An 18180-nucleotide genomic window follows, 5' to 3' on the forward strand; every position below is an offset into this window, starting at 1 on the left:
TTGGGCATATTTTCCTACGGAGTGGTAACATACAATCTAAACGATGGACAAATCAACACAACGATTGCAAATTATCGTGGGGGAAAGCTGAGGATAAAAAACTATTATCCTCAGTTTGTTCTTGCTGATCCTGAAGATATAACGGTAATAAACATACCGTGGGATATTATACAAATGACATTCTTGGAGTTACCACCAACAAAAAAAGAAAGAGATCGCATAAGAGCTGCTGAGTTAGAAATCAGGCGAATTTACAATCTCAGTGAAGATCTAATCATATCTTGTATACCTTCCGCTTTCGGTAAATGTCTTGTATTCTTTTTGAAAAAATCTGATTTCTTCAGATTCCTTAGTTCATACAATATCGATTTTATACCAGACGTGGCTTATCCAAACATTCTTGCTGAACTCTTGATAGTAAAAAAATTCCCTGGAAGATGGGTTTACGTTGTGCTAGGCGAGCACACTTCAGGTATTGTAATTATGAATAGAGAGCACATTCTGAATGTGAGAATGATTGATTTGTCTTTGAACGAGATTAATCATATTGTCAAAGAAGAAACAGGATTTGAAATCTTCGAAATAGAGAACAGTGGTAGTGAGGAACTGATAGGACAGGCCAAGAAGATAGTTGATAGCATAACCTATGACATACTGGGAATAATAGCTAGGGAAGTAATTATCTCGATTAACACCACAGAACAAGAAAAACTTAGCATAGAAATGATCGATGGAATCTCCTTGGTATGTCGTTCGAGTATTATTAAAGAAGCCATTTTATCTGCTGAGTTTGATTTCAAGTCAAAACTTTCCGAGGCCATACTTACAGTCCTCCCACATCCACAACTAAGCTTGGCAGAACTGGGGCTACTTTACAGGGGGGGATTAGAGCTTGGAAAAGTTAAATCTATCACCTGGTAAAAAGAGGGTTTTGAAACTTACTACATTTTTAGTGCTCTTATTTATATCAATATTGCCTTCCATTTCTTTACTATCGTTGTCATATTTCATGTTGGAACAAAAAATTTCAAAGTTGTTGATAAGATATCCTGAGGTTTTCAACAATCTTACGACCACTGATTGGAAAAATATCGATGCTCAGATAGATAACCTACTTTCTTCTTTGAAGGTTAAAGAATCGCAGTTGAAAGGTGCAAACGAGGAAATTAAAAATTATATAATAGAAGCTTATAAGAACACGTATTTTTTGCATAGCTTTCTCAAATACACATCCACAAACACAAACGGCTATTTTTTAACAAACGTCATTTACGATGGTCAACGTTTCTACATAGATTTTTATGAATACGGAACGGAAACACAAATTAGTACTTCTATTGTTTACAACGACCTAGCAAGGTTTTATAAAGATGTGCTTGTATCTTTACCAGAGCAGAGAAATTTTTTGGGAGACATGAAATATTTCCACTACATCTGGGAGGGTAAGATAAGATAATGATTCTGATACCAAGAAAAGGTGCGATGATAATTTTGGTTGTTACTTTGATAGTGTCAGCTGTTGGTAGTTTTCTTTATTTTTCCAGTAAAACATACACTTATGTCTTAAAACTTGAGCAAAAATTCATGGAAGTAAGAAGTATATCCAGGAATATAGCTCAACTTGAAACACAACTTAAACAACTAGAGAATGTTAGAACTTCTGTTCGGAGCGTTCAAGGTATCTTTGCCAAGGATGAAATGACTCCCGAACAAGTGAAGGAAAAATTATACGAGGTTCTTTCAAGTGGACTTCTTGTAACTGATTACATCATTATAAAAGCCTCTATGAGCGAACCTATAGTATTTAAAAAAGTTCCTGTGAGATATACTATGATAATTCGCGGTTCTGAATAAAATTTGGTATAAATGAAAGTGGTGAGAACGAATGGCACTGAATAGAAGAACTCTCATTCTTTTGATATTAGCAATAGCTATATGGGGGGTTGCCATCGTCGTTTTGTATATAAATTATGGTCCAAAAAAAACAACGCCAACATCTTCGGCAAACACAACTCTACCTCAGACCGTAAATGAAAAAGCATCGCAAGCTGGGAATACTAACGTGCCAACTACTACAGCTCCTACTGGTCAAAGTTCTACAAATGTGCCCGGCTCAGTATCAACTGCAGCACCTATACTTACTAGTTTACCCAGTTTGGCAAATATTAGCATTACAGAACTGGCTTCTATGGTGCAATCTAAAATAAGCATTAAAAACGTCTTTGAACCGTATTTCGTTGATTTGGTAAGTTTGCTTGAAGGTGTTTCAGGAACCTTGGAATCACAGGATTCATCAACGTTTATAGAGGATATTACTTCTGATAGTACACAATATCACGGATACTTAGAAGTCAGAGATGGAAAGGCAAGAACAACAAAGGTGTATCTCACATTAAATGGTGAAACAAAAGCTTGGTTGAGTGAGGAGCTAATCGATGGGAAGTACAAAGTCATCTATGTAAGTAGTAAGTTCTTGGTCGTTTTGGATACTTCGGATGGAAGAATAAAGAAAATATCAGTAATGCAGAAATGATAGTTAATCAAACAGGGGGGAATACTTTTGAAAAACACAAGTTTACTCAGACTCTTGGGTGTTATTCTATTTCTTTTGGTTTTCACAAGTTCATTTGCAGAATTGATAGACCTGAGCTATGTTAAGACGTCGAGTGAGATAGTAATTATAGTATCTTTTACACACCCCCCTACGGTTCAATACTATTCGAGAAACGGTAGCAAAACCGTTCATTTCTTCGTCGTAAATGACACCTGTGTTAGCCCTATTTACCTCCCTATAAACGCTGAAACCGTTGATGCAGTTCAAGTTATACCATTCCGCGACGCTGTGAATTTATTTGTCTACACCCTCACGCCTGTAAGCGCCACATATAACGTCACAGGTTCTAGGTTATATATTAGGTTGCCTTTAAGCACTTCTGCAAGGCGTATGAGTGCAAATTTTGCAAATCTCAAAAGTGAAGTTGTTTTTAAAGACTTGGCTGACTTCTTTGGAATAAATCTTGTTTTATATGATAGTTCAAAGGGGAAACTTGTAAATACACGAGCGAATAACTCTACTGTTGAGCAGATTTTGAGAAACCTCCTAACATTAACCGGCTTATCTTATGCTTATTCAGAAGACCAGACCTTGTACATAGGTTCCAAAGAAGATATCGAAAAGACTTTCGCACTCAACTTCCAGCTACCTGGTGGAAAGGTATCTGTTGAAGAGCTGAGCAAATTATTCACGGAGAGTATCTACGCTCTATCGCTTTCCGATAAGTCAAAATTATTCACTTATGGAGGTTCTAATGAATACAAGATTTTAGCATCTGCCATAGGTCTAGCTGCAAAAGAAGCTGCTAAGAAGATGGAACCAAAACCGACATGGTATTATTTCAGTTACACGGCTGACGAAAAAGAACTTGAAGGGTTCTTAGAGAAGCTTAAGAAGATATATACCTTCGATTTTGTTCTTCTACCTGAGATCAAACAGTTAGCTCTTACTGGAGCTGACTACGAGAAAGTGCAGGAATTAATGAAAAATTTGAAGCCTGCACAGAAACCAGCGATTGAAGCACAATATAAGACATTTACTTCAGAATATCCTCAACGTGTTGCTGAATTTCTCAAACAACTGTACAAAGACGTTGATGTCAAAGTTATAGGTGATAAACTTTACGTTTCCGCAGATTATGAAAATGTGGTAAAGAAACTTCTTGAAGACCCCGTTATTGCGCGTCCTTGGAAGGTGATGTTTTCCGATATATCGGAAGACACAATCAAGACGGCTTTAGGCTATTTGGATATAGCTGAGCCAAATTACATTGTGAAGTCACACGATAACACTGTTTATGTGACACTCTTTGTTAATGAGAAGAAATATAAAGAATTTCTTGACTTAGTAAACACTATGAGTTTTACAACAGCGACTGTTAAAGTTGATGAAGCTTTTTTGAAATCATTTAATGTAACTGTTGTTCAGACCTTTTCTGATGGTTCGAGATTAGTAAAAGGGAAGATAAAAGAAATAGAGAGGCTGAAGAAATCAATTGAAGAAAACATCACATCTGTTGTTATAAAAGCAGAACCATCGGATCCTTCAAGAGATGTGATATCGAAGCTACTTGATTATCCAGTTGACATTACAACAGACGGTTATTGGATAATAACTGTGCCGAAGCAAGAATCGTCGGAAGTTCAGGAAAAAGTTAAGAATATCAGAGAAAACTTTGGCAAAAGCATAATTACCTTGAGCGGTAGATACGATGAAAACGCAGTGGAGATTGCTAAAAGAATTTATGGCGTGGAAGTATACACGTTGTTAGATAAATTAATCATCTATGGCTCCCAAGCCCAAAATGCAAGGCAATTTTTGGAAAAACTGACAGTTGAAAACTTCATAGTTCCTGTCCAGATTTCGCTTTCGAATGTACATATCGAGTATGTCCAGAAAGTTTACGATGTTGAAGTTATCTACTTCCCAGAAATGAATAAAGTCGTGGTTTTAGGACCTACCGAACGTGCTTTAAGAGCAGCCGCGTATTTAAAATCGCTTACCATACAGTCAGATTTAGAATCTCTGAAACTTCCCAGTTCTTTGAAAAAAGAGGATTTAGAAAAACTGAACTCGCTTCTTGAACTAAATGTAAAGGTGGAAGTTATCGGAGATACTGTATATCTAAAAGGAAGTAAGAATGATATTGCTAAGTTAAAATCAGAGATAGAAAGACTTACCCAATCACCCGAACTTAAGTATGAATTAATTAACTATGACGAAATTTTAGATAGCGTTGTAAAAGAGCTCTATGGGGTAAAGACTTACAAAGTAAAAACTGGATATATAGTCTATGGAACGCAGGAGCAACTTGCGAATGTAAAATCTTTCGTAAGTGGCTTCTCTACGCAACTTGAGGTTAGGACTTTAACAACAAAACTCGAAACAAAAGATATCGAAACAATCATTTCAGTCTACGATCCAAACGTAAAACATTACAAAATCGGTGATAAAGTTTATCTAATTGGCAAGAAAGAAAGCTTAGATAAAATAGAAATAGAAATGTCGCAGTTCGATGTGCAAAGTGAATACAATATCATAAATGGTAAGTTGCTTATCGAAGTTACAGATAAGAACTTAGCGGAACTTGTAATGAAAGTAAGTAATGTGTTTAAAGAACAAGTCATTTTGGTAGACGAATTGAAGACGAATGTTACTTTGAGATTGTTAGTGGCGGACTTTAAGAGCTTTTTGGAATATTTACAGACCTTCGGCGTTACTTATAAACAGACAGACGATGTTTACTTAATTTATTCAAGTGTTCCTCAACAAACAACTTTCCAAGGACAGCAGCAGACGCAACCAGTGCAACCAGAAGAGGTTATTGTGAAAGGTGGACTGATAACAATAAATGCTTCGAACAAAAACGTAACCGATATAATCTCTCAGGTGCTTTCGAAACTTGGAAAGTCTTACAAAATCGATGATATTCAAACAAAAGTGTTCTCCGTAAGTTTGAATAACATAGACTTCGAAACATTCAAATCGGTGTTTTCCGAATGGGTTGAAATTAAGGAAATTGGTAACGTGGTCTACGTTTCAAAACCTGTATCTGTTAGCGAGTCGAAAGTTTCAGTTAAGAATGGCAAAATTAGTGTAAAAATAGACAATGAACCACTTGGAAACGTTATAAAGTCTGTCTTTGAAAGTTTTGGGTATCCCATTATATTCGCTAAACAAATAAACACGACTGCAACGATGTCGCTATCAGAAATAGATTTCGACACTTTCACTTCTATACTTTTGAATTACGGAATAGCGATTAAAAAATCTGGAAACGTGTATGTTGTTGACACTACACCTGAAGCTACGAAAACAAAAACAACATATACTTTTAATGTAACGCGAGGTGCTGATAAAGTCAAAGAACTCATAGAATTCTACGGTGGTAAAGCAATGGTGAATACAGATGCAGGAATAGTAATTGCTTACGATTTGGATCCGAAAAATGTCGATGATATCAAAAACGTCATCGATAAGTTTTCCAAAGTCAGAGTTGTCTCCATCGAAACAAAAGTAGTTGATGAATCCTTTCTGAGCAGTTTGGGGTTTGATATCTCAACAATTTTGAGCTCAACTGACTATCTATCGATTGGTACTGGAGGTCTTAGCCTGAAATTCAAGATTGTTGACTTTATGGATTTGCAAGCATTGTGGAACAAAATAATCGACGAAGCTCAGATTCAAATAAAAACGTCAGGTACCAATGTGGCAGTACCATACGGAACATCTGGAACAGGAAAACTTTTAGCAAATCCGAACATAATGGCAAAAAGCGGACAACAAGCAAGGATATTTATAGGAGATTCTATACCGGTTGTAATTACTTCCGAAGAAGGACAAACGATGAATTATTTAGAAGCTGGAATAGAACTAAAAATCACCCCGAGTATAAACCTTGATGATACGATAGACTTGGATTTGTATACCACTGTTGGAAACTTTGATTACTCAGTAGTTGTTGGTGGGTTCCCGAAACAGAACAAAAGAGAGGTCCAAACAAAGATTACACTCAAGGATGGTCAAACACTCATAATCGGTGGTCTTGCTAGAGAAGAGATTAGCAAATCAGAATGGAAAATTCCAATTCTCGGAGACTTACCTATAATCGGCTGGCTTTTCAAAGGTATGCAAGAAAAAACAGACCAAAGAAACATTGTTATCTTCTTAACAGCTAAGATAATAGAGCAATAGTCAGTATAAGCATTATCTGAAAGCGCTGGGTAATTCATGACCGGCGCTTTTTTAGTCTCTGAGGTATCCTCGAGAAGAAATTGTGGTATACTAAGAATAGTTGGTTTTTTTAAAGTAGCTTGTTCAAAGGAAAGGTGAGTAATATGAACAGAAGACCTGTGGTTGCTGGAAAGTTTTATCCTGGAACTCCAAATCAGTTGACAAGCATGTGTGAAGCTTTTCTGGGAAGTGAAAAACCGAAAAGTTATCTTGAAAAACCATTAGGTCTTATCTTACCGCACGCAGGATATGTCTACAGTGGAAAAACTGCAGGATTGGGTATAAGAAAAGCTGTCAAATTTGGTAAGCCAAAGAATGTTATTATTTTAGGTCCCAATCACACAGGTTACGGAGCAGCAGTTGCGGTTTGGAAGGAAGGAGAATGGTCGGTTCCAAATGGAAGCGTTAGGGTAAACTCTACAATAGCCGAAGAGATAATAGATGGCAGAGTTATCGAAGAAGATGAAACTGCTCATTTATACGAGCACTCCATTGAAGTTCAATTACCGTTATTAATACACGCATTTGGTGAATTTCAGATAGTGCCCATCTGCATGATGGACCAAAGACTTTCCACAGCTCTTTTTGTTGCAGAAAGAATTAAAAAAGTCTTAGAGAAATATCCAGACACATTAGTTGTTGCATCTACTGATTTTAATCATTACGATTCACATGAGCTAACTATGAAAAAAGATGAGATTGCTATTGGAAGAATAATTAGTAGAGATTTGGAAGGGTTATACGAAGATTTAAAAAAATACAACATAACTATGTGCGGTCCGGGACCTGTTGCTGTTGTTAGGAGTTTGTTTGAAAACGTTGAACTTGTATATCACACTACAAGTGCGGAGTTTTCACAAGACTATTCTTACACTGTTGGATACGCTTCTTTCATTTTGTGGTAATAATACAAAAATGAAAAAGCCCAGGGCTGAGCTCTGGGCTTTTTCATTTTTAGTCTTTTTCTTTCTTTACTTTATCCTCAAGACTTTTAGCTGCTACTTCAGCTGATAATTTTGCTTTTTCTGCTGCTTTGTACATCGCTCTAACAAGGAAGAAAACTATCAAAGCAACGATAAGGAAATTTAGAGCAGCAAAAATAACCCTTCCACAGTAAATACCGTGCCATTGAATTTCCTCAATCTTTCCAAGGTATATTTTAGTGAGCACAGGTTGCAAAATGGCAGGAGTGACCAAATCATTTACCAGAGAAGTAACGAATTAATTGAGTTTTCCACCGATTATGATTGCTACAGCAAGTCCAATGACGTTGTACTGTCGCACAACACCTCTTTCTGACGAAATGACGCTTTGCTCACTTCAGTTGGTAAGATTTAGAGTACTTTTTTAACCCTCAGATTTAAGCGCTAGTTCTAAAGTTTTCCAAGGAAGGAGGAAACACTTCACCCTCATTGGATAATTCTTCACGTCGTAAAAATTCACAATAGGTCCCAAAACATTTTCGTCAAATTCTTTGCCGAGCATCATATTTTCTGCATTTTTCATGATTTGCAGAGCCTCTTCTTTTGTTTTTCCTATAATTTGTTCGATCATTACATTTGTCGATGCCTGACTTATTGCACATCCGTGTCCTTCAAATTTGACATCGACGATTCTATCACCATCGAAAAGGAAATACAATGTAACTTCATCTCCACACGAGAGATTCTTACCTTCTTCGACCTTGTGTGCGTTCTCTATTTTCCCGTGGAATTTTCTCAGTTTTGAATAGTCCATTATGAATTCCGAATATATCATTCAAACCACCTCTTTATGTGTTTTAATCCTTCGATTAAGACGTCTATATCTTCCTTTGTATTGTAAAAATATACGCTCGCTCTAACTGTGGAATTTGGGAAACCTATCTTGGAACCGCGTGCTAATACACTCATTAGTGGTTGTGCACAGTGATGCCCGCTCCTTGTTGCAACTCCAAAATTTTCATCAAGTATGTGCGAGACATCGTGTGGATGGACTCCTTCCACATTAAATGATACTAAAGATTTATGAGAATCATCGATTGGACCGTAAACCTCGACGAAATCAAGTTCTAATAATCTTTCTATTAAGTATTTCGAAAGTTCTGCAATATGTTTTTCTATTTTCTCAAATCCGATAGATTCAAGATAATCTATCGTGTATCCTAGTCCAACAGCTCCTGCAATATGTTGTGTCCCTGCCTCGAATCTGTATGGCAAGATGTTGAAAGTAACGTCTTCAAATGTAACCTTGTCTATCATCTCTCCGCCGTACAAGAATGGTTCTAACTTTTCCAAAAGAGTTTTCTTCCCGTATAACACACCGATACCTGTTGGGGCTATCATCTTGTGGCCAGAAAAGACTAGGAAATCTATATCGAGCTTCTTAACATCTATTCTCTTGTGAGGCACAAGTTGTGCACCGTCAACTATGAAAACTGAGTCTTCAAATGTTTCCCTAATCAATTCCAAAGGCATTTCTTGTCCAGTAACGTTTGATTGACCAGTTATTGAGACTACTTTTGGATTTTTCAATTTCGCTTTTAGAATTGCATCGGTTGTGATGACACCTTTATCATCTGCTTCTATGTATTCCACCTTGAACCCGTAGAATTTTGAAAGCCTTACCCATGGGACAAGGTTCGCATGGTGTTCAACTTGAGACAGAAGAACTGTATCTTCGGAATTCAACATACCACTTTTTACAAGTGAATTTACCAAGAAGTTTATTCCCATCGTTGTTCCACTTGTGAAAATAACTTCTTCTGTATTTGCATTAAGGAATTTTGCTATTTTTTCTCTTGCTTGTTCGTATGCAACGGTTGCCTCACTTGCAAGTGTGTGCACTGCCCTGTGGACGTTAGAGTAGTGGTAAAGGTAAAAATCCGTCATCTTTTCGATGACGGATTTGCTTTTAAGAGTACTTGCAGCATTATCCAAATAGACTAACCGTTTTCCATTTACCTCTCTTTTCAACACAGGAAAGTCTTCAAGTATTTTGAAAAACTCTTCAGCCGAGAACACTGTCGAGTGCATGCTCAACGACTCCTTCCAGATTGTATCGTTTTAATTCATCTTTCAGTGTCTCAAAGACCCCGCGAACAATCATCTTTTGAGCATCTTCTTTTGGTATACCTCTGCTCATCAGGTAAAAAACCATGTTCTCATCTATTGGAGCACTACTTGCTGCATGTGATGCGACGACATCATTTTCATCAACCATGAGACTTGGAATGGCTTCAACTTTTGCTTTAAGCGAAATCAGAGTGGCATGGTTACTTTGATGAGCCTCCACTTCTTTTGCACCGCTAAGAATATCCATTATCCCTCTGAAAACTACCTTTGCTTCGTCTGTGAGTACACCTTTTGCATCGACATTTCCATAACTGTTCGGTTTATAAAATCTCATTAGGTAAAGTATATCGATAACTGTTTTTTCATTACCAAGATAGTATGGGCGTACGTCGACATATGCATTCTCTGCGTTGACTCGCACACCAACGTAACCTACATTTATTTTACCACCAAAGTAGAAATCTTTAACTATAGTTTTTGAATCATTTTCGACGTCTATGAAAACATTTGAAATTAGCAAGTCGTCCTTAGAAGTCCCCAAATAGAGGTTGTATAGATTAAGTTTTGCGTTTCTTCTCACTTTTATTCTAAGATTACCAATGAAAAATGGGTGTTCAACGATTCGGACAAAATTTAACTCTCCACTTCTTACATCGATTAGTGTGTTGTCAATCTGGCTAACGTCGTTGACAACAATCGTTGTATCATTTTCCACAACGATATATTCTCCACTCGAAGAAAAGACATCTGCAAGTAGAACGAATTTTCTGTCAGTCCCCTCGAAGTCAAGCGTTTCAAGTAAGTTCAGACCATCAATATCCAGTGCTTCTAAACCTTTGTATGGTAAAACATTTGGCAAAGGAAGGCTTTTTAAACCTGTCCTTTTCCACATGGGGAACTTATAGGTTAGGTATTCAGAAAACCTTCTAATTCTCCATTCATCAAGCAGGTTATTCCCACTGGGTTTGAAATCATCAACCTTGTAATCTTCAGTGTCTATTGTCTTTCTTTGAGGAACAATGCCTCGTAAATTTTGATGCTCCAATCTTAAGGTCTTTTCTATTTTCGCTGTGTTCATATCATTCACCACCCTAATTAACCTATCGAGGATTCAATTTCCATATCAACAAGCCTGTTCAATTCTATTGCGTATTCAAATGGAAGTTCTTGGACTACTGGTTGTATGAACCCCTTAACGATAAGTCCTTTTGCCTCCAATTCGCTTAGTCCTCTGCTCATAAGATAGAAAATCTGCTCATCTTTGATTCTTCCTATCTTCGCTTCATGTCCTACATCGGAGTCTGTATTGTAAACTTCGATTATTGGAACTGTGTCACTTTTTGATTTGTTGTCTATCATAAGACCTGTACAGCTAACGCTTGCTTTTGAACCTTTTGCACTTTCCATAATCTTGAGCAGACCTCTGTAGAATGACCAGCCACCACCAATGCTTATACTTCTTGCATCTACCGTAGAACGTGTATTCTTACCTATGTGAATTACCTTTGAACCTGTATCTATATGCTGACCTGGACCTGCAAATGAAATTGAGACATTTTCAGAAACGGAATTATCACCTTTGAGTATCGTTGCGGGGTAAACCATCGTTTTGTAACTACCAAACGAACCTGATACCCAGGTCATAACTGCATCGTCTTCCGCTATTGCACGTTTAATTTCGAGATTGAACATATTCTTACTCCAGTTCTGCATCGTTAAGTATTTCATCTTCGCACCTTTTTTGACATACACTTCGACAGTTCCAACGTGTAGATTTACAACATCGTATTTTGGAGCTGTACAACCTTCTATATAAGTTACTTCGCTACCTTCATCAGCAATTATAACCGTGTGTTCGAACTGCCCACCACCGGGGTTACCGAAAAGAAAGTAAGATTGCAGTGGCAGAGGAACTTTCACACCTTTCGGAACGTAGAGAAAAGTTCCACCGCTCCAGAGTGCTCCGTGGAGTGCAGCGTATTTGTTGTCCGTAGGGGGAACGAGCTTCATGAAGTATTCTTTGACAAGGTCAGGGTATTCTCTAACAGCTGTTTCTATGTCTGTGAATATAACCCCGAGCTTTTTCAATTCTTCTTTGATGTTCTTATATATCATCTCAGAATCAAATTGAGCACCGACTCCTGCTAAGTATTTTCTCTCTGCTTCTGGTATACCAAGTTTGTCAAACGCCTGTTTGATTTCTTCAGGCACTTCTTCCCATGTGGTTGTTTTTTTAGCATTGGGTTTTACATATGGAACTATCTTTGATAAGTCCAGTTCTTCACGGCTAACACCCCAGTCAGGTTCGTGCCATTTTTCGAAAATCTCAAAAGATTTAATCCTGTGCTCAGTCATCCAAGCAGGTTCGTTTTTTGCTTCTGATATTTCGTATATAAGCTTTTTATTCAATCCAGCTGGCAGTTTTATCGCTGGTTTGACATTTACTTTTATTTCAAAATCTTCGCGTTTTTTTAGTTCATACAAAAGTTCATGGAGGTCACTCATCATTATCCCCCCTTATTTGGATGATTTGGCATCAACTGTGCCATTCACTATCGCATATCCCGTTTCTTCTACCTCGTATGCGAGTGATTTATCACCTGTCAATGCAACCTTACCGTCGACGTACACATGAACCTTATCAACGTCCAAATAATTCAAAATCCTTGCATAGTGTGTGATTATCAACAACGAAGTGCCTTCCTCTTTCAGCTTATTAATCTGCTCCGCAACAATTCTCAACGCATCAACATCGAGACCCGAGTCAATCTCATCCAAAATCAAAAGCTTTGGTTTCAAAAACCTAGCCTGTAATATTTCTCCCTTCTTCCTTTCGCCACCAGAGAATCCGAGGTTAACAAACCTTTCCAGGAACTCTGATGGAAGGCCAACTTCGTTCAAAAGAGCTTTCATCTCTTTATCGAGTTGGAAAAATGTTTTATCTTCTCCGTGCAGCTTACGGTAGGCAATTAAAAGTAGCTGGTCGAGTTTAACTCCTTCAATTTCGTAAGGATTTTGGAACGTCATCATTATACCTTTTTGAGCCCTTTCGTCTGTTCTTAAATCAAGTATCGATTCACCTTCAAACAATATATCACCAGAGACAACTTCGTATTTCGGATTGCCCATAATCACATTTGCGAGTGTTGACTTACCCGACCCATTGGGTCCCATTATTGCATGAACTTCTCCTGTGCTTATTTCCAGATTTACACCTTTTAGTATAACTTTTTCTTCATCTCTTAGCTTTGCAACCAAATCTTTTACTTGCAACAGCATAATCGCACCTCCAAAAATTAGTAATTTTTATCTACTTAGTTACTCCTAATTTATTATACCATATGGTATTGGATTGTAAAGTAGACTTTGTACAAATTTTGAAAGGTGGAGGGAATGAGGTATAATAAAAAAGTGAGGTGGGATTATCTCGATGTAGGGGGGAAGGTTCTATGGCGAAGTCTTCGAGATTAACAACTATGATTATCGTGCTTATTCCAGTAGCAGTAGGTATAAACTATGCAGGTAAGTTTTTTGCAGAGGCTTTGAAACTTCCTCTTTGGCTTGACTCTGTAGGAACTGTACTTGCAGCTATGCTTGCTGGTCCGATTGTTGGTGGTATCAGTGGGGCAATCAACAACATTATTTACGGTTTAACTGTTGGTCCTGTATCTTTTGTATACGCACTCACGAGTATTGGAATTGGTGTTGCAGCAGGTTTGCTTTACAAAGCAAAGATGTTTGAAAACGCGTTCAGAGCTTTGATAAGTGGGTTAATTATAGCTATTGTTGCAACGGTTATATCTGTTCCAATAAATGTTATTTTCTGGGAAGGTCAGACGGGAAATGTGTGGGGAGACGCACTTTTTGCTTTCCTGAGGTCTAAGAACGTTGGTATTTGGTTGGCTTCCTTCTTTGATGAGCTCGTGGTAGATTTGGTGGACAAGGTTCTTACAGTTTTCATTGCCTACGGAATTTTCAAAGCACTACCAAAATCCTTAATTTATAGCTTTAGACAGGAGCAATAACACACCGTTTGCTTCTGGAGGTTGAGGCTTTGAAAACAATAAGCCTTTATGTTGATAAAGACACTTATGTGCACAAGCTTGAACCTGTGACAAAACTTTGGTATGCATTTACATCTGTTATGTTGACCTTTATATTCCCATCCATTTGGATGGGACTTCTCTTTCTTTCAATTTCCGTTTTTCTTTCACTTGTGGCTCGTGTTTTAAAAAATATGATAGGGCTTGTAAGTGCTGTCTTGGTTGTTTCACTGACGATGTTGGTAATTCAAGGGATGTTCTACAAAGAAAACGCCACGCTCGTTTTTACAATTGGTGACTTGAAATTTTACAAAGAAGGCTTGGTCCACGCAACGTTGCTTATAATACGCGTTGTGAATATGATAACAGCTTTTGGGTTGTTGATATTAACGACCAGACCTTCAGATATGGTGGCAAATCTCGTTCAGAAAGGGTTGTCACCAAAGTTAGGTTATATCTTATCATCAGTTCTCCAAATCATTCCTCAGATGCTCTCCACTGCATCAACAATAATAGATGCGCAACGCTCTAGAGGGCTTGAGACAGAAGGAAACTTTTCTCAAAAGTTAAAAGCTTTTTTTGCTCTTATCGGTCCTCTTGTTTTGAGTTCCCTTGTTGAAGCAAGGGAAAGAGCTATTGCTATTGAGATGAGAGGATTCGGTGCCACTAAAAGACCTACATTTGTTACATTGATACCGGAAACGCCTCCCGACAAGGTTGTTAAATTTATAATGAAATCCGTTTTGGTTATCGCTGTTGTTTGGAGGGTTACCTTGTGGATAATGAAGTGAAAAAAATTGTTGTAGAAAACCTTTCATACACTTATCCACTTTCTAAAACTAAAGCTCTAGACAATATTAGTTTTTCGGTTTTGCCAGGGGAAGTTGTGGGAATTATCGGCAGGAACGGAGCTGGTAAATCTACGTTGTGTTTGGCGCTTACAGGATTGGTTCCATCATTTTTTGGTGGAATACGTGCAGGCAAAGTTCTTATCGATGGGACAGATGTGCTTGAAATTTCGAAAGAGAAATTGGTAAGGAAAATAGGTTTGGTTCTTCAAAACCCATTTTCACAAATCAGCGGTGCCAAAATGACTGTCTTTGAGGAAGTAGCATTTGGGTTGGAAAACATAGGCTTAGAACGAGATGAAATGCTTGAAAGAGTTGAGAAAGTTCTACGCCGGTTAGACCTTTGGGACAAGAAAGACCAAAACCCTTTTGAACTTTCCGGAGGACAGTTACAAAGACTTGCTATTGCTAGTGTACTTGCTTTAGAACCAGAAATTTTAGTGTTAGACGAACCAACGTCACAACTTGACCCACAGGGCACAACGGAAGTTTTTGAGGTATTATCTGAGTTGAAGAAGATGGGAATTACGATAATCTTAGTGGAACACAAATTTGAAAAGATAGTTGAATATGTGGACAAGCTTGTTTTTCTTCATGAAGGAAAAGTGTTAGGTTATGGCACTCCTGAAGAGATTTTTTCAATGAGGGAAATAGGTGTATACAGTGTTGGCGAACCAATATATACATCCGTGTGTAAAAAACTAAACGCAAGGAAGCCTAATGGCAATTATCCAGTGCGCTTTGAAGAAGCGGTTGAAGTATTGAAAGGGGCTCTCAAAAACTATGGCACAAATAGTTAATGAAAGGTTGATAAAGATTGAGAATTTGTGGTTTGCGTATAAGAGGGAAGAATATGTTCTCAAAGAGATTTCGCTCACCATTGATGAGAGACCAACTGCTATTGTTGGTCAGAACGGTGCTGGTAAGACTACTTTTGTGAAATTGTTAAAAGCTTTGTTAAAACCAACGAAGGGCGATATCTGGATATTTGGTCGAAATACAAAAGATACAACTGCTGCAAAACTTGCAAAGACGGTTGGTTTGGTTTTTCAAAATCCATCGGATCAAATATTCAAAAGCAAGGTTTTGGACGAGGTCATGTTTGGACCGTTGAATGTCTTTAAAGATAAACAAAAGGCCTACGAAAACTCGTTAAGAGCTCTTGAAATTGTGGGGCTTAGTAAGAAAAAGGAAGAACATCCGTATGATTTAACCCTTTCTGAAAGAAAACTTCTTTGTCTTGCCTCAGTTCTTGCTATGGAACCAGAAGTGGTAATACTCGACGAACCTACCATCGCTCAGGATAGGTATTCAACAAAGTTAATAGCCGAAATTATCCATCAGCTTGTATCTCTAGGAAAGTTCGTAATAACAATTACGCATGATATGGACTTTGTTCTTGAGAATTTTTCCAGAACGATAGTTTTTACCAATGGTGTTGTAATATCAGATGGTGAAACTGAAAACGTGCTATCTGATGATAAAACTTTGGAGAAGGCTCACTTAGAAGTACCATGGCTTATAAAATTAGCTCGGAGAATTGGTGTTAGTTATGGTGAGATAAAGAATTTGAGAGTTTGAAAAACTGGAGGGGATTTCGATGATAAATTCTTTCGTGTTACTATTTCTCGCTGTGATTCTCCTCAAAGTATTGTGGGATATCACTCTTGATATTCTGAACATGCGATACTCTACAAGTCCAAATGCGAGGATACCAGATGTGCTAAAAGACAAGATTTCTGAAGAGGATTTTGAAAAAGCAAAGATGTATCTCAAAGATAGAGTTACCCTCGGAGTGGTTATGAAAATTACATCGCTTATTCTCACATTGGTCTATGTATTTTTCCTCTTTCCATTTCTTGAAAAAGTCCTGGAAAGCAAGGGAACATTCATGTTGCAGTCGTTATTATTCTTTGGAATTTATGCTCTGATTGATTATTTAGTCGAACTGCCATTCAAAGTGTATTCCATCTTTGTTATTGAACAAAAATACGGGTTCAACACAACAACTCCGAAATTGTTTGTAAGAGACCAGATAATTGGAATCATACTTGGTGTTATCATAGGTGCGCCCATAGTTTCCATTATGATGTGGCTTTTGAACAAATTCACAATTTGGTGGTGGCAGCTTTCGATACTATCGACCGCATTCTTGTTGTTCTTCATGATTATCCAACCGTTAGTTATAGCTCCTCTCTTTTACAAATTCTCCGAGCTGGACGATGAGGAGCTAAAATCGAAATTGCGAGCCTTGTTGGATAAGTCGGGTGTTAAGGTTCCAAATATTTACAAAATGGATGCCTCCAAAAGAACGAAAAAGCAGAATGCCTATCTCACCGGTATTGGGAAGTCAAGACGACTTGTGTTGTTCGATACGATTTTGAGCTACAATCATGATGAAGTTCTTTCGGTTGTTGGACACGAGATTGGTCATCATGTGAGAAAGCATATACCGAAACTTTTGTTAATAAACATTGTATTCATATCATTTGTGCTTTACATTACAAATGCAGTGTACCGATTGATTCTCGAAACAAAAATTTTTGGGGTCTCTCAACCATACACGGTGTTTGCTTATTCTTTTTTATTCATTTCATCGCTGATGTTCTTCTTAGAACCAATTTTGAATTATCTTTCACGAAAGATGGAATACGAGGCTGATGAATACTCTGCCAAACTATTAGGCACTCCAGAACCTTTGATATCTTCTTTGAAAAGATTAGTAAAAGAGAATCTGTCAAATCCCAACCCAATGCCACTTTACAAGGTCTGGCATTACAACCATCCAGCACCAGAAGAGAGAATTAAAAGGTTGATGGAAATGGGGGGAATTGGTAAAAATGGCTAGGAAACGTCAAAAACAAACTGCCTCGCTAAGTAGTATTCTAATTGCAATTATTGTAGCACTTGTTTTGTTTTTCCAATCGCAAGGTGAATACAAAAAGTGCTACGTTGTTGAAGTTGTTGATGGAGATACTTTAAAGGTAAATTTAGCGGGTGAAGAGTACAAAGTTAGACTTATCGGAGTTAATACACCAGAGACCAATCACCCTGTCAAACGCGTGGAACCATATGGTCCGGAAGCAAAAGCCTTTACAAAGAAAATGCTAACAGGAAGAACGGTTTACTTGGAATTCGATGTCCAGGAAAAAGATAGATACGGAAGGCTACTTGCGTATGTTTGGCTTGAAAAACCAGATCAGATAACTGATGAAGAAATAAGAACCAAGATGTTCAATGCGATACTTCTTCTTGAAGGCTACGCACAAGTTATGACAGTCCAGCCCAATGTAAAGTATGTTGATTATTTCTTGCAGTATCAACGCGAAGCAATGGAAGCTGGCAAAGGCTTGTGGGGACTTACGGTGTATCAAAAAAGCAAGAAGAAAAAATAATTCATGGGAATTGGTTAACTACAATATCTTCAAAAAATCTCTTTCTTTTCAAAC

At 37.7% G+C, this 18180-nt stretch carries 18 protein-coding genes; 12 read left to right on the top strand and 6 right to left on the bottom strand.

The window, feature by feature from the left end; all coding sequences use genetic code 11:
* The 6 genes from AC3M61_RS02510 to amrB all read left to right on the top strand — a co-directional run bounded on the left by AC3M61_RS02510 (position 1) and on the right by amrB (position 7692).
* On the top strand, positions 1 to 921 hold the full coding sequence (locus AC3M61_RS02510; protein ID WP_500779352.1) for a hypothetical protein: 921 nt from the start codon (positions 1 to 3) through the stop codon (positions 919 to 921).
* Positions 893 to 1456: a hypothetical protein gene (locus AC3M61_RS02515; RefSeq protein WP_500779353.1), complete on the top strand. Its 564-nt coding sequence runs from the start codon at positions 893 to 895 to the stop codon at positions 1454 to 1456. The genes AC3M61_RS02510 and AC3M61_RS02515 overlap by 29 nt, the downstream gene beginning before the upstream one ends.
* Complete coding sequence (locus AC3M61_RS02520; protein ID WP_500779354.1) at positions 1456 to 1854, top strand: hypothetical protein; 399 nt, start codon at positions 1456 to 1458, stop codon at positions 1852 to 1854. Before AC3M61_RS02515 ends, AC3M61_RS02520 begins: the two co-directional genes overlap by 1 nt.
* A 31-nt stretch (positions 1855 to 1885) precedes the next feature.
* On the top strand, positions 1886 to 2533 hold the full coding sequence (locus tag AC3M61_RS02525; RefSeq protein ID WP_500779355.1) for a hypothetical protein: 648 nt from the start codon (positions 1886 to 1888) through the stop codon (positions 2531 to 2533).
* A 27-nt stretch (positions 2534 to 2560) separates the two neighbouring features.
* Positions 2561 to 6748 (top strand): type II secretion system protein GspD, encoded by a 4188-nt coding sequence (locus AC3M61_RS02530; RefSeq protein ID WP_500779356.1) that lies wholly within the window; start codon positions 2561 to 2563, stop codon positions 6746 to 6748.
* 143 nt (positions 6749 to 6891) lie between these two features.
* Complete coding sequence (gene amrB / locus AC3M61_RS02535) at positions 6892 to 7692, top strand: AmmeMemoRadiSam system protein B (protein ID WP_500779357.1); 801 nt, start codon at positions 6892 to 6894, stop codon at positions 7690 to 7692.
* Positions 7693 to 7741: 49 nt separating this feature from the next.
* On the opposite strand, the gene AC3M61_RS02540 is transcribed toward amrB, so the two are convergent.
* The 6 genes from AC3M61_RS02540 to sufC form a co-directional block, all read right to left on the bottom strand.
* A complete protein-coding gene (locus AC3M61_RS02540) occupies positions 7742 to 7996 on the bottom strand; it encodes an MscL family protein (RefSeq protein ID WP_500779398.1) in 255 nt (84 codons plus the stop codon).
* Positions 7997 to 8134: 138 nt separating this feature from the next.
* Positions 8135 to 8545 (bottom strand): Fe-S cluster assembly sulfur transfer protein SufU, encoded by a 411-nt coding sequence (sufU, locus tag AC3M61_RS02545; protein WP_500779358.1) that lies wholly within the window; start codon positions 8543 to 8545, stop codon positions 8135 to 8137.
* Positions 8542 to 9801 (bottom strand): SufS family cysteine desulfurase, encoded by a 1260-nt coding sequence (locus tag AC3M61_RS02550; protein ID WP_500779359.1) that lies wholly within the window; start codon positions 9799 to 9801, stop codon positions 8542 to 8544. The genes sufU and AC3M61_RS02550 overlap by 4 nt, the downstream gene beginning before the upstream one ends.
* Positions 9776 to 10918, bottom strand: a complete 1143-nt coding sequence (locus tag AC3M61_RS02555; protein ID WP_500779360.1) for a SufB/SufD family protein — start codon at positions 10916 to 10918, stop codon at positions 9776 to 9778. The genes AC3M61_RS02550 and AC3M61_RS02555 overlap by 26 nt, the downstream gene beginning before the upstream one ends.
* A gap of 17 nt (positions 10919 to 10935) precedes the next feature.
* Positions 10936 to 12345: a Fe-S cluster assembly protein SufB gene (sufB, locus tag AC3M61_RS02560; protein ID WP_064011848.1), complete on the bottom strand. Its 1410-nt coding sequence runs from the start codon at positions 12343 to 12345 to the stop codon at positions 10936 to 10938.
* 12 nt (positions 12346 to 12357) lie between these two features.
* The gene (gene sufC, locus AC3M61_RS02565; protein ID WP_500779361.1) at positions 12358 to 13119 is read right to left on the bottom strand and encodes a Fe-S cluster assembly ATPase SufC; all 762 of its coding nucleotides are present in this window, start codon (positions 13117 to 13119) and stop codon (positions 12358 to 12360) included.
* 170 nt (positions 13120 to 13289) lie between these two features.
* On the opposite strand from sufC, the gene AC3M61_RS02570 reads away from it, so the two are divergent.
* The 6 genes from AC3M61_RS02570 to AC3M61_RS02595 are packed head-to-tail and all read left to right on the top strand — an operon-like array spanning position 13290 to position 18126.
* Positions 13290 to 13865 (top strand): ECF transporter S component, encoded by a 576-nt coding sequence (locus tag AC3M61_RS02570; RefSeq protein WP_500779362.1) that lies wholly within the window; start codon positions 13290 to 13292, stop codon positions 13863 to 13865.
* Positions 13866 to 13894: 29 nt separating this feature from the next.
* Positions 13895 to 14674 (top strand): energy-coupling factor transporter transmembrane component T family protein, encoded by a 780-nt coding sequence (locus AC3M61_RS02575; RefSeq protein ID WP_500779363.1) that lies wholly within the window; start codon positions 13895 to 13897, stop codon positions 14672 to 14674.
* Positions 14659 to 15531, top strand: coding sequence for an energy-coupling factor ABC transporter ATP-binding protein (locus tag AC3M61_RS02580; RefSeq protein WP_500779364.1), 873 nt, complete (start codon positions 14659 to 14661; stop codon positions 15529 to 15531). Before AC3M61_RS02575 ends, AC3M61_RS02580 begins: the two co-directional genes overlap by 16 nt.
* Positions 15515 to 16312: an energy-coupling factor ABC transporter ATP-binding protein gene (locus AC3M61_RS02585; RefSeq protein ID WP_500779365.1), complete on the top strand. Its 798-nt coding sequence runs from the start codon at positions 15515 to 15517 to the stop codon at positions 16310 to 16312. The genes AC3M61_RS02580 and AC3M61_RS02585 overlap by 17 nt, the downstream gene beginning before the upstream one ends.
* 19 nt (positions 16313 to 16331) lie before the next feature.
* Positions 16332 to 17579, top strand: a complete 1248-nt coding sequence (locus AC3M61_RS02590; RefSeq protein ID WP_500779366.1) for a M48 family metallopeptidase — start codon at positions 16332 to 16334, stop codon at positions 17577 to 17579.
* Complete coding sequence (locus AC3M61_RS02595; RefSeq protein ID WP_500779367.1) at positions 17572 to 18126, top strand: thermonuclease family protein; 555 nt, start codon at positions 17572 to 17574, stop codon at positions 18124 to 18126. Before AC3M61_RS02590 ends, AC3M61_RS02595 begins: the two co-directional genes overlap by 8 nt.
* The last annotated feature ends 54 nt before the right edge of the window (positions 18127 to 18180 follow it).

Source organism: Fervidobacterium sp. (assembly GCF_059913585.1).

What these genes read in the sequence shown, in the direction of transcription:
- sufU (WP_500779358.1), bottom strand. Translation starts at nt 8,545, where the DNA reads ATGATATATTCGGAATTCATAATGGACTATTCAAAACTGAGAAAATTC.
- sufC (WP_500779361.1), bottom strand. Translation starts at nt 13,119, where the DNA reads ATGCTGTTGCAAGTAAAAGATTTGGTTGCAAAGCTAAGAGATGAAGAA.
- AC3M61_RS02590 (WP_500779366.1), top strand. Translation starts at nt 16,332, where the DNA reads ATGATAAATTCTTTCGTGTTACTATTTCTCGCTGTGATTCTCCTCAAA.
- AC3M61_RS02520 (WP_500779354.1), top strand. Translation starts at nt 1,456, where the DNA reads ATGATTCTGATACCAAGAAAAGGTGCGATGATAATTTTGGTTGTTACT.
- amrB (WP_500779357.1), top strand. Translation starts at nt 6,892, where the DNA reads ATGAACAGAAGACCTGTGGTTGCTGGAAAGTTTTATCCTGGAACTCCA.
- AC3M61_RS02555 (WP_500779360.1), bottom strand. Translation starts at nt 10,918, where the DNA reads ATGAACACAGCGAAAATAGAAAAGACCTTAAGATTGGAGCATCAAAAT.
- AC3M61_RS02525 (WP_500779355.1), top strand. Translation starts at nt 1,886, where the DNA reads ATGGCACTGAATAGAAGAACTCTCATTCTTTTGATATTAGCAATAGCT.
- AC3M61_RS02570 (WP_500779362.1), top strand. Translation starts at nt 13,290, where the DNA reads ATGGCGAAGTCTTCGAGATTAACAACTATGATTATCGTGCTTATTCCA.
- AC3M61_RS02585 (WP_500779365.1), top strand. Translation starts at nt 15,515, where the DNA reads ATGGCACAAATAGTTAATGAAAGGTTGATAAAGATTGAGAATTTGTGG.
- AC3M61_RS02595 (WP_500779367.1), top strand. Translation starts at nt 17,572, where the DNA reads ATGGCTAGGAAACGTCAAAAACAAACTGCCTCGCTAAGTAGTATTCTA.
- sufB (WP_064011848.1), bottom strand. Translation starts at nt 12,345, where the DNA reads ATGAGTGACCTCCATGAACTTTTGTATGAACTAAAAAAACGCGAAGAT.
- AC3M61_RS02550 (WP_500779359.1), bottom strand. Translation starts at nt 9,801, where the DNA reads ATGCACTCGACAGTGTTCTCGGCTGAAGAGTTTTTCAAAATACTTGAA.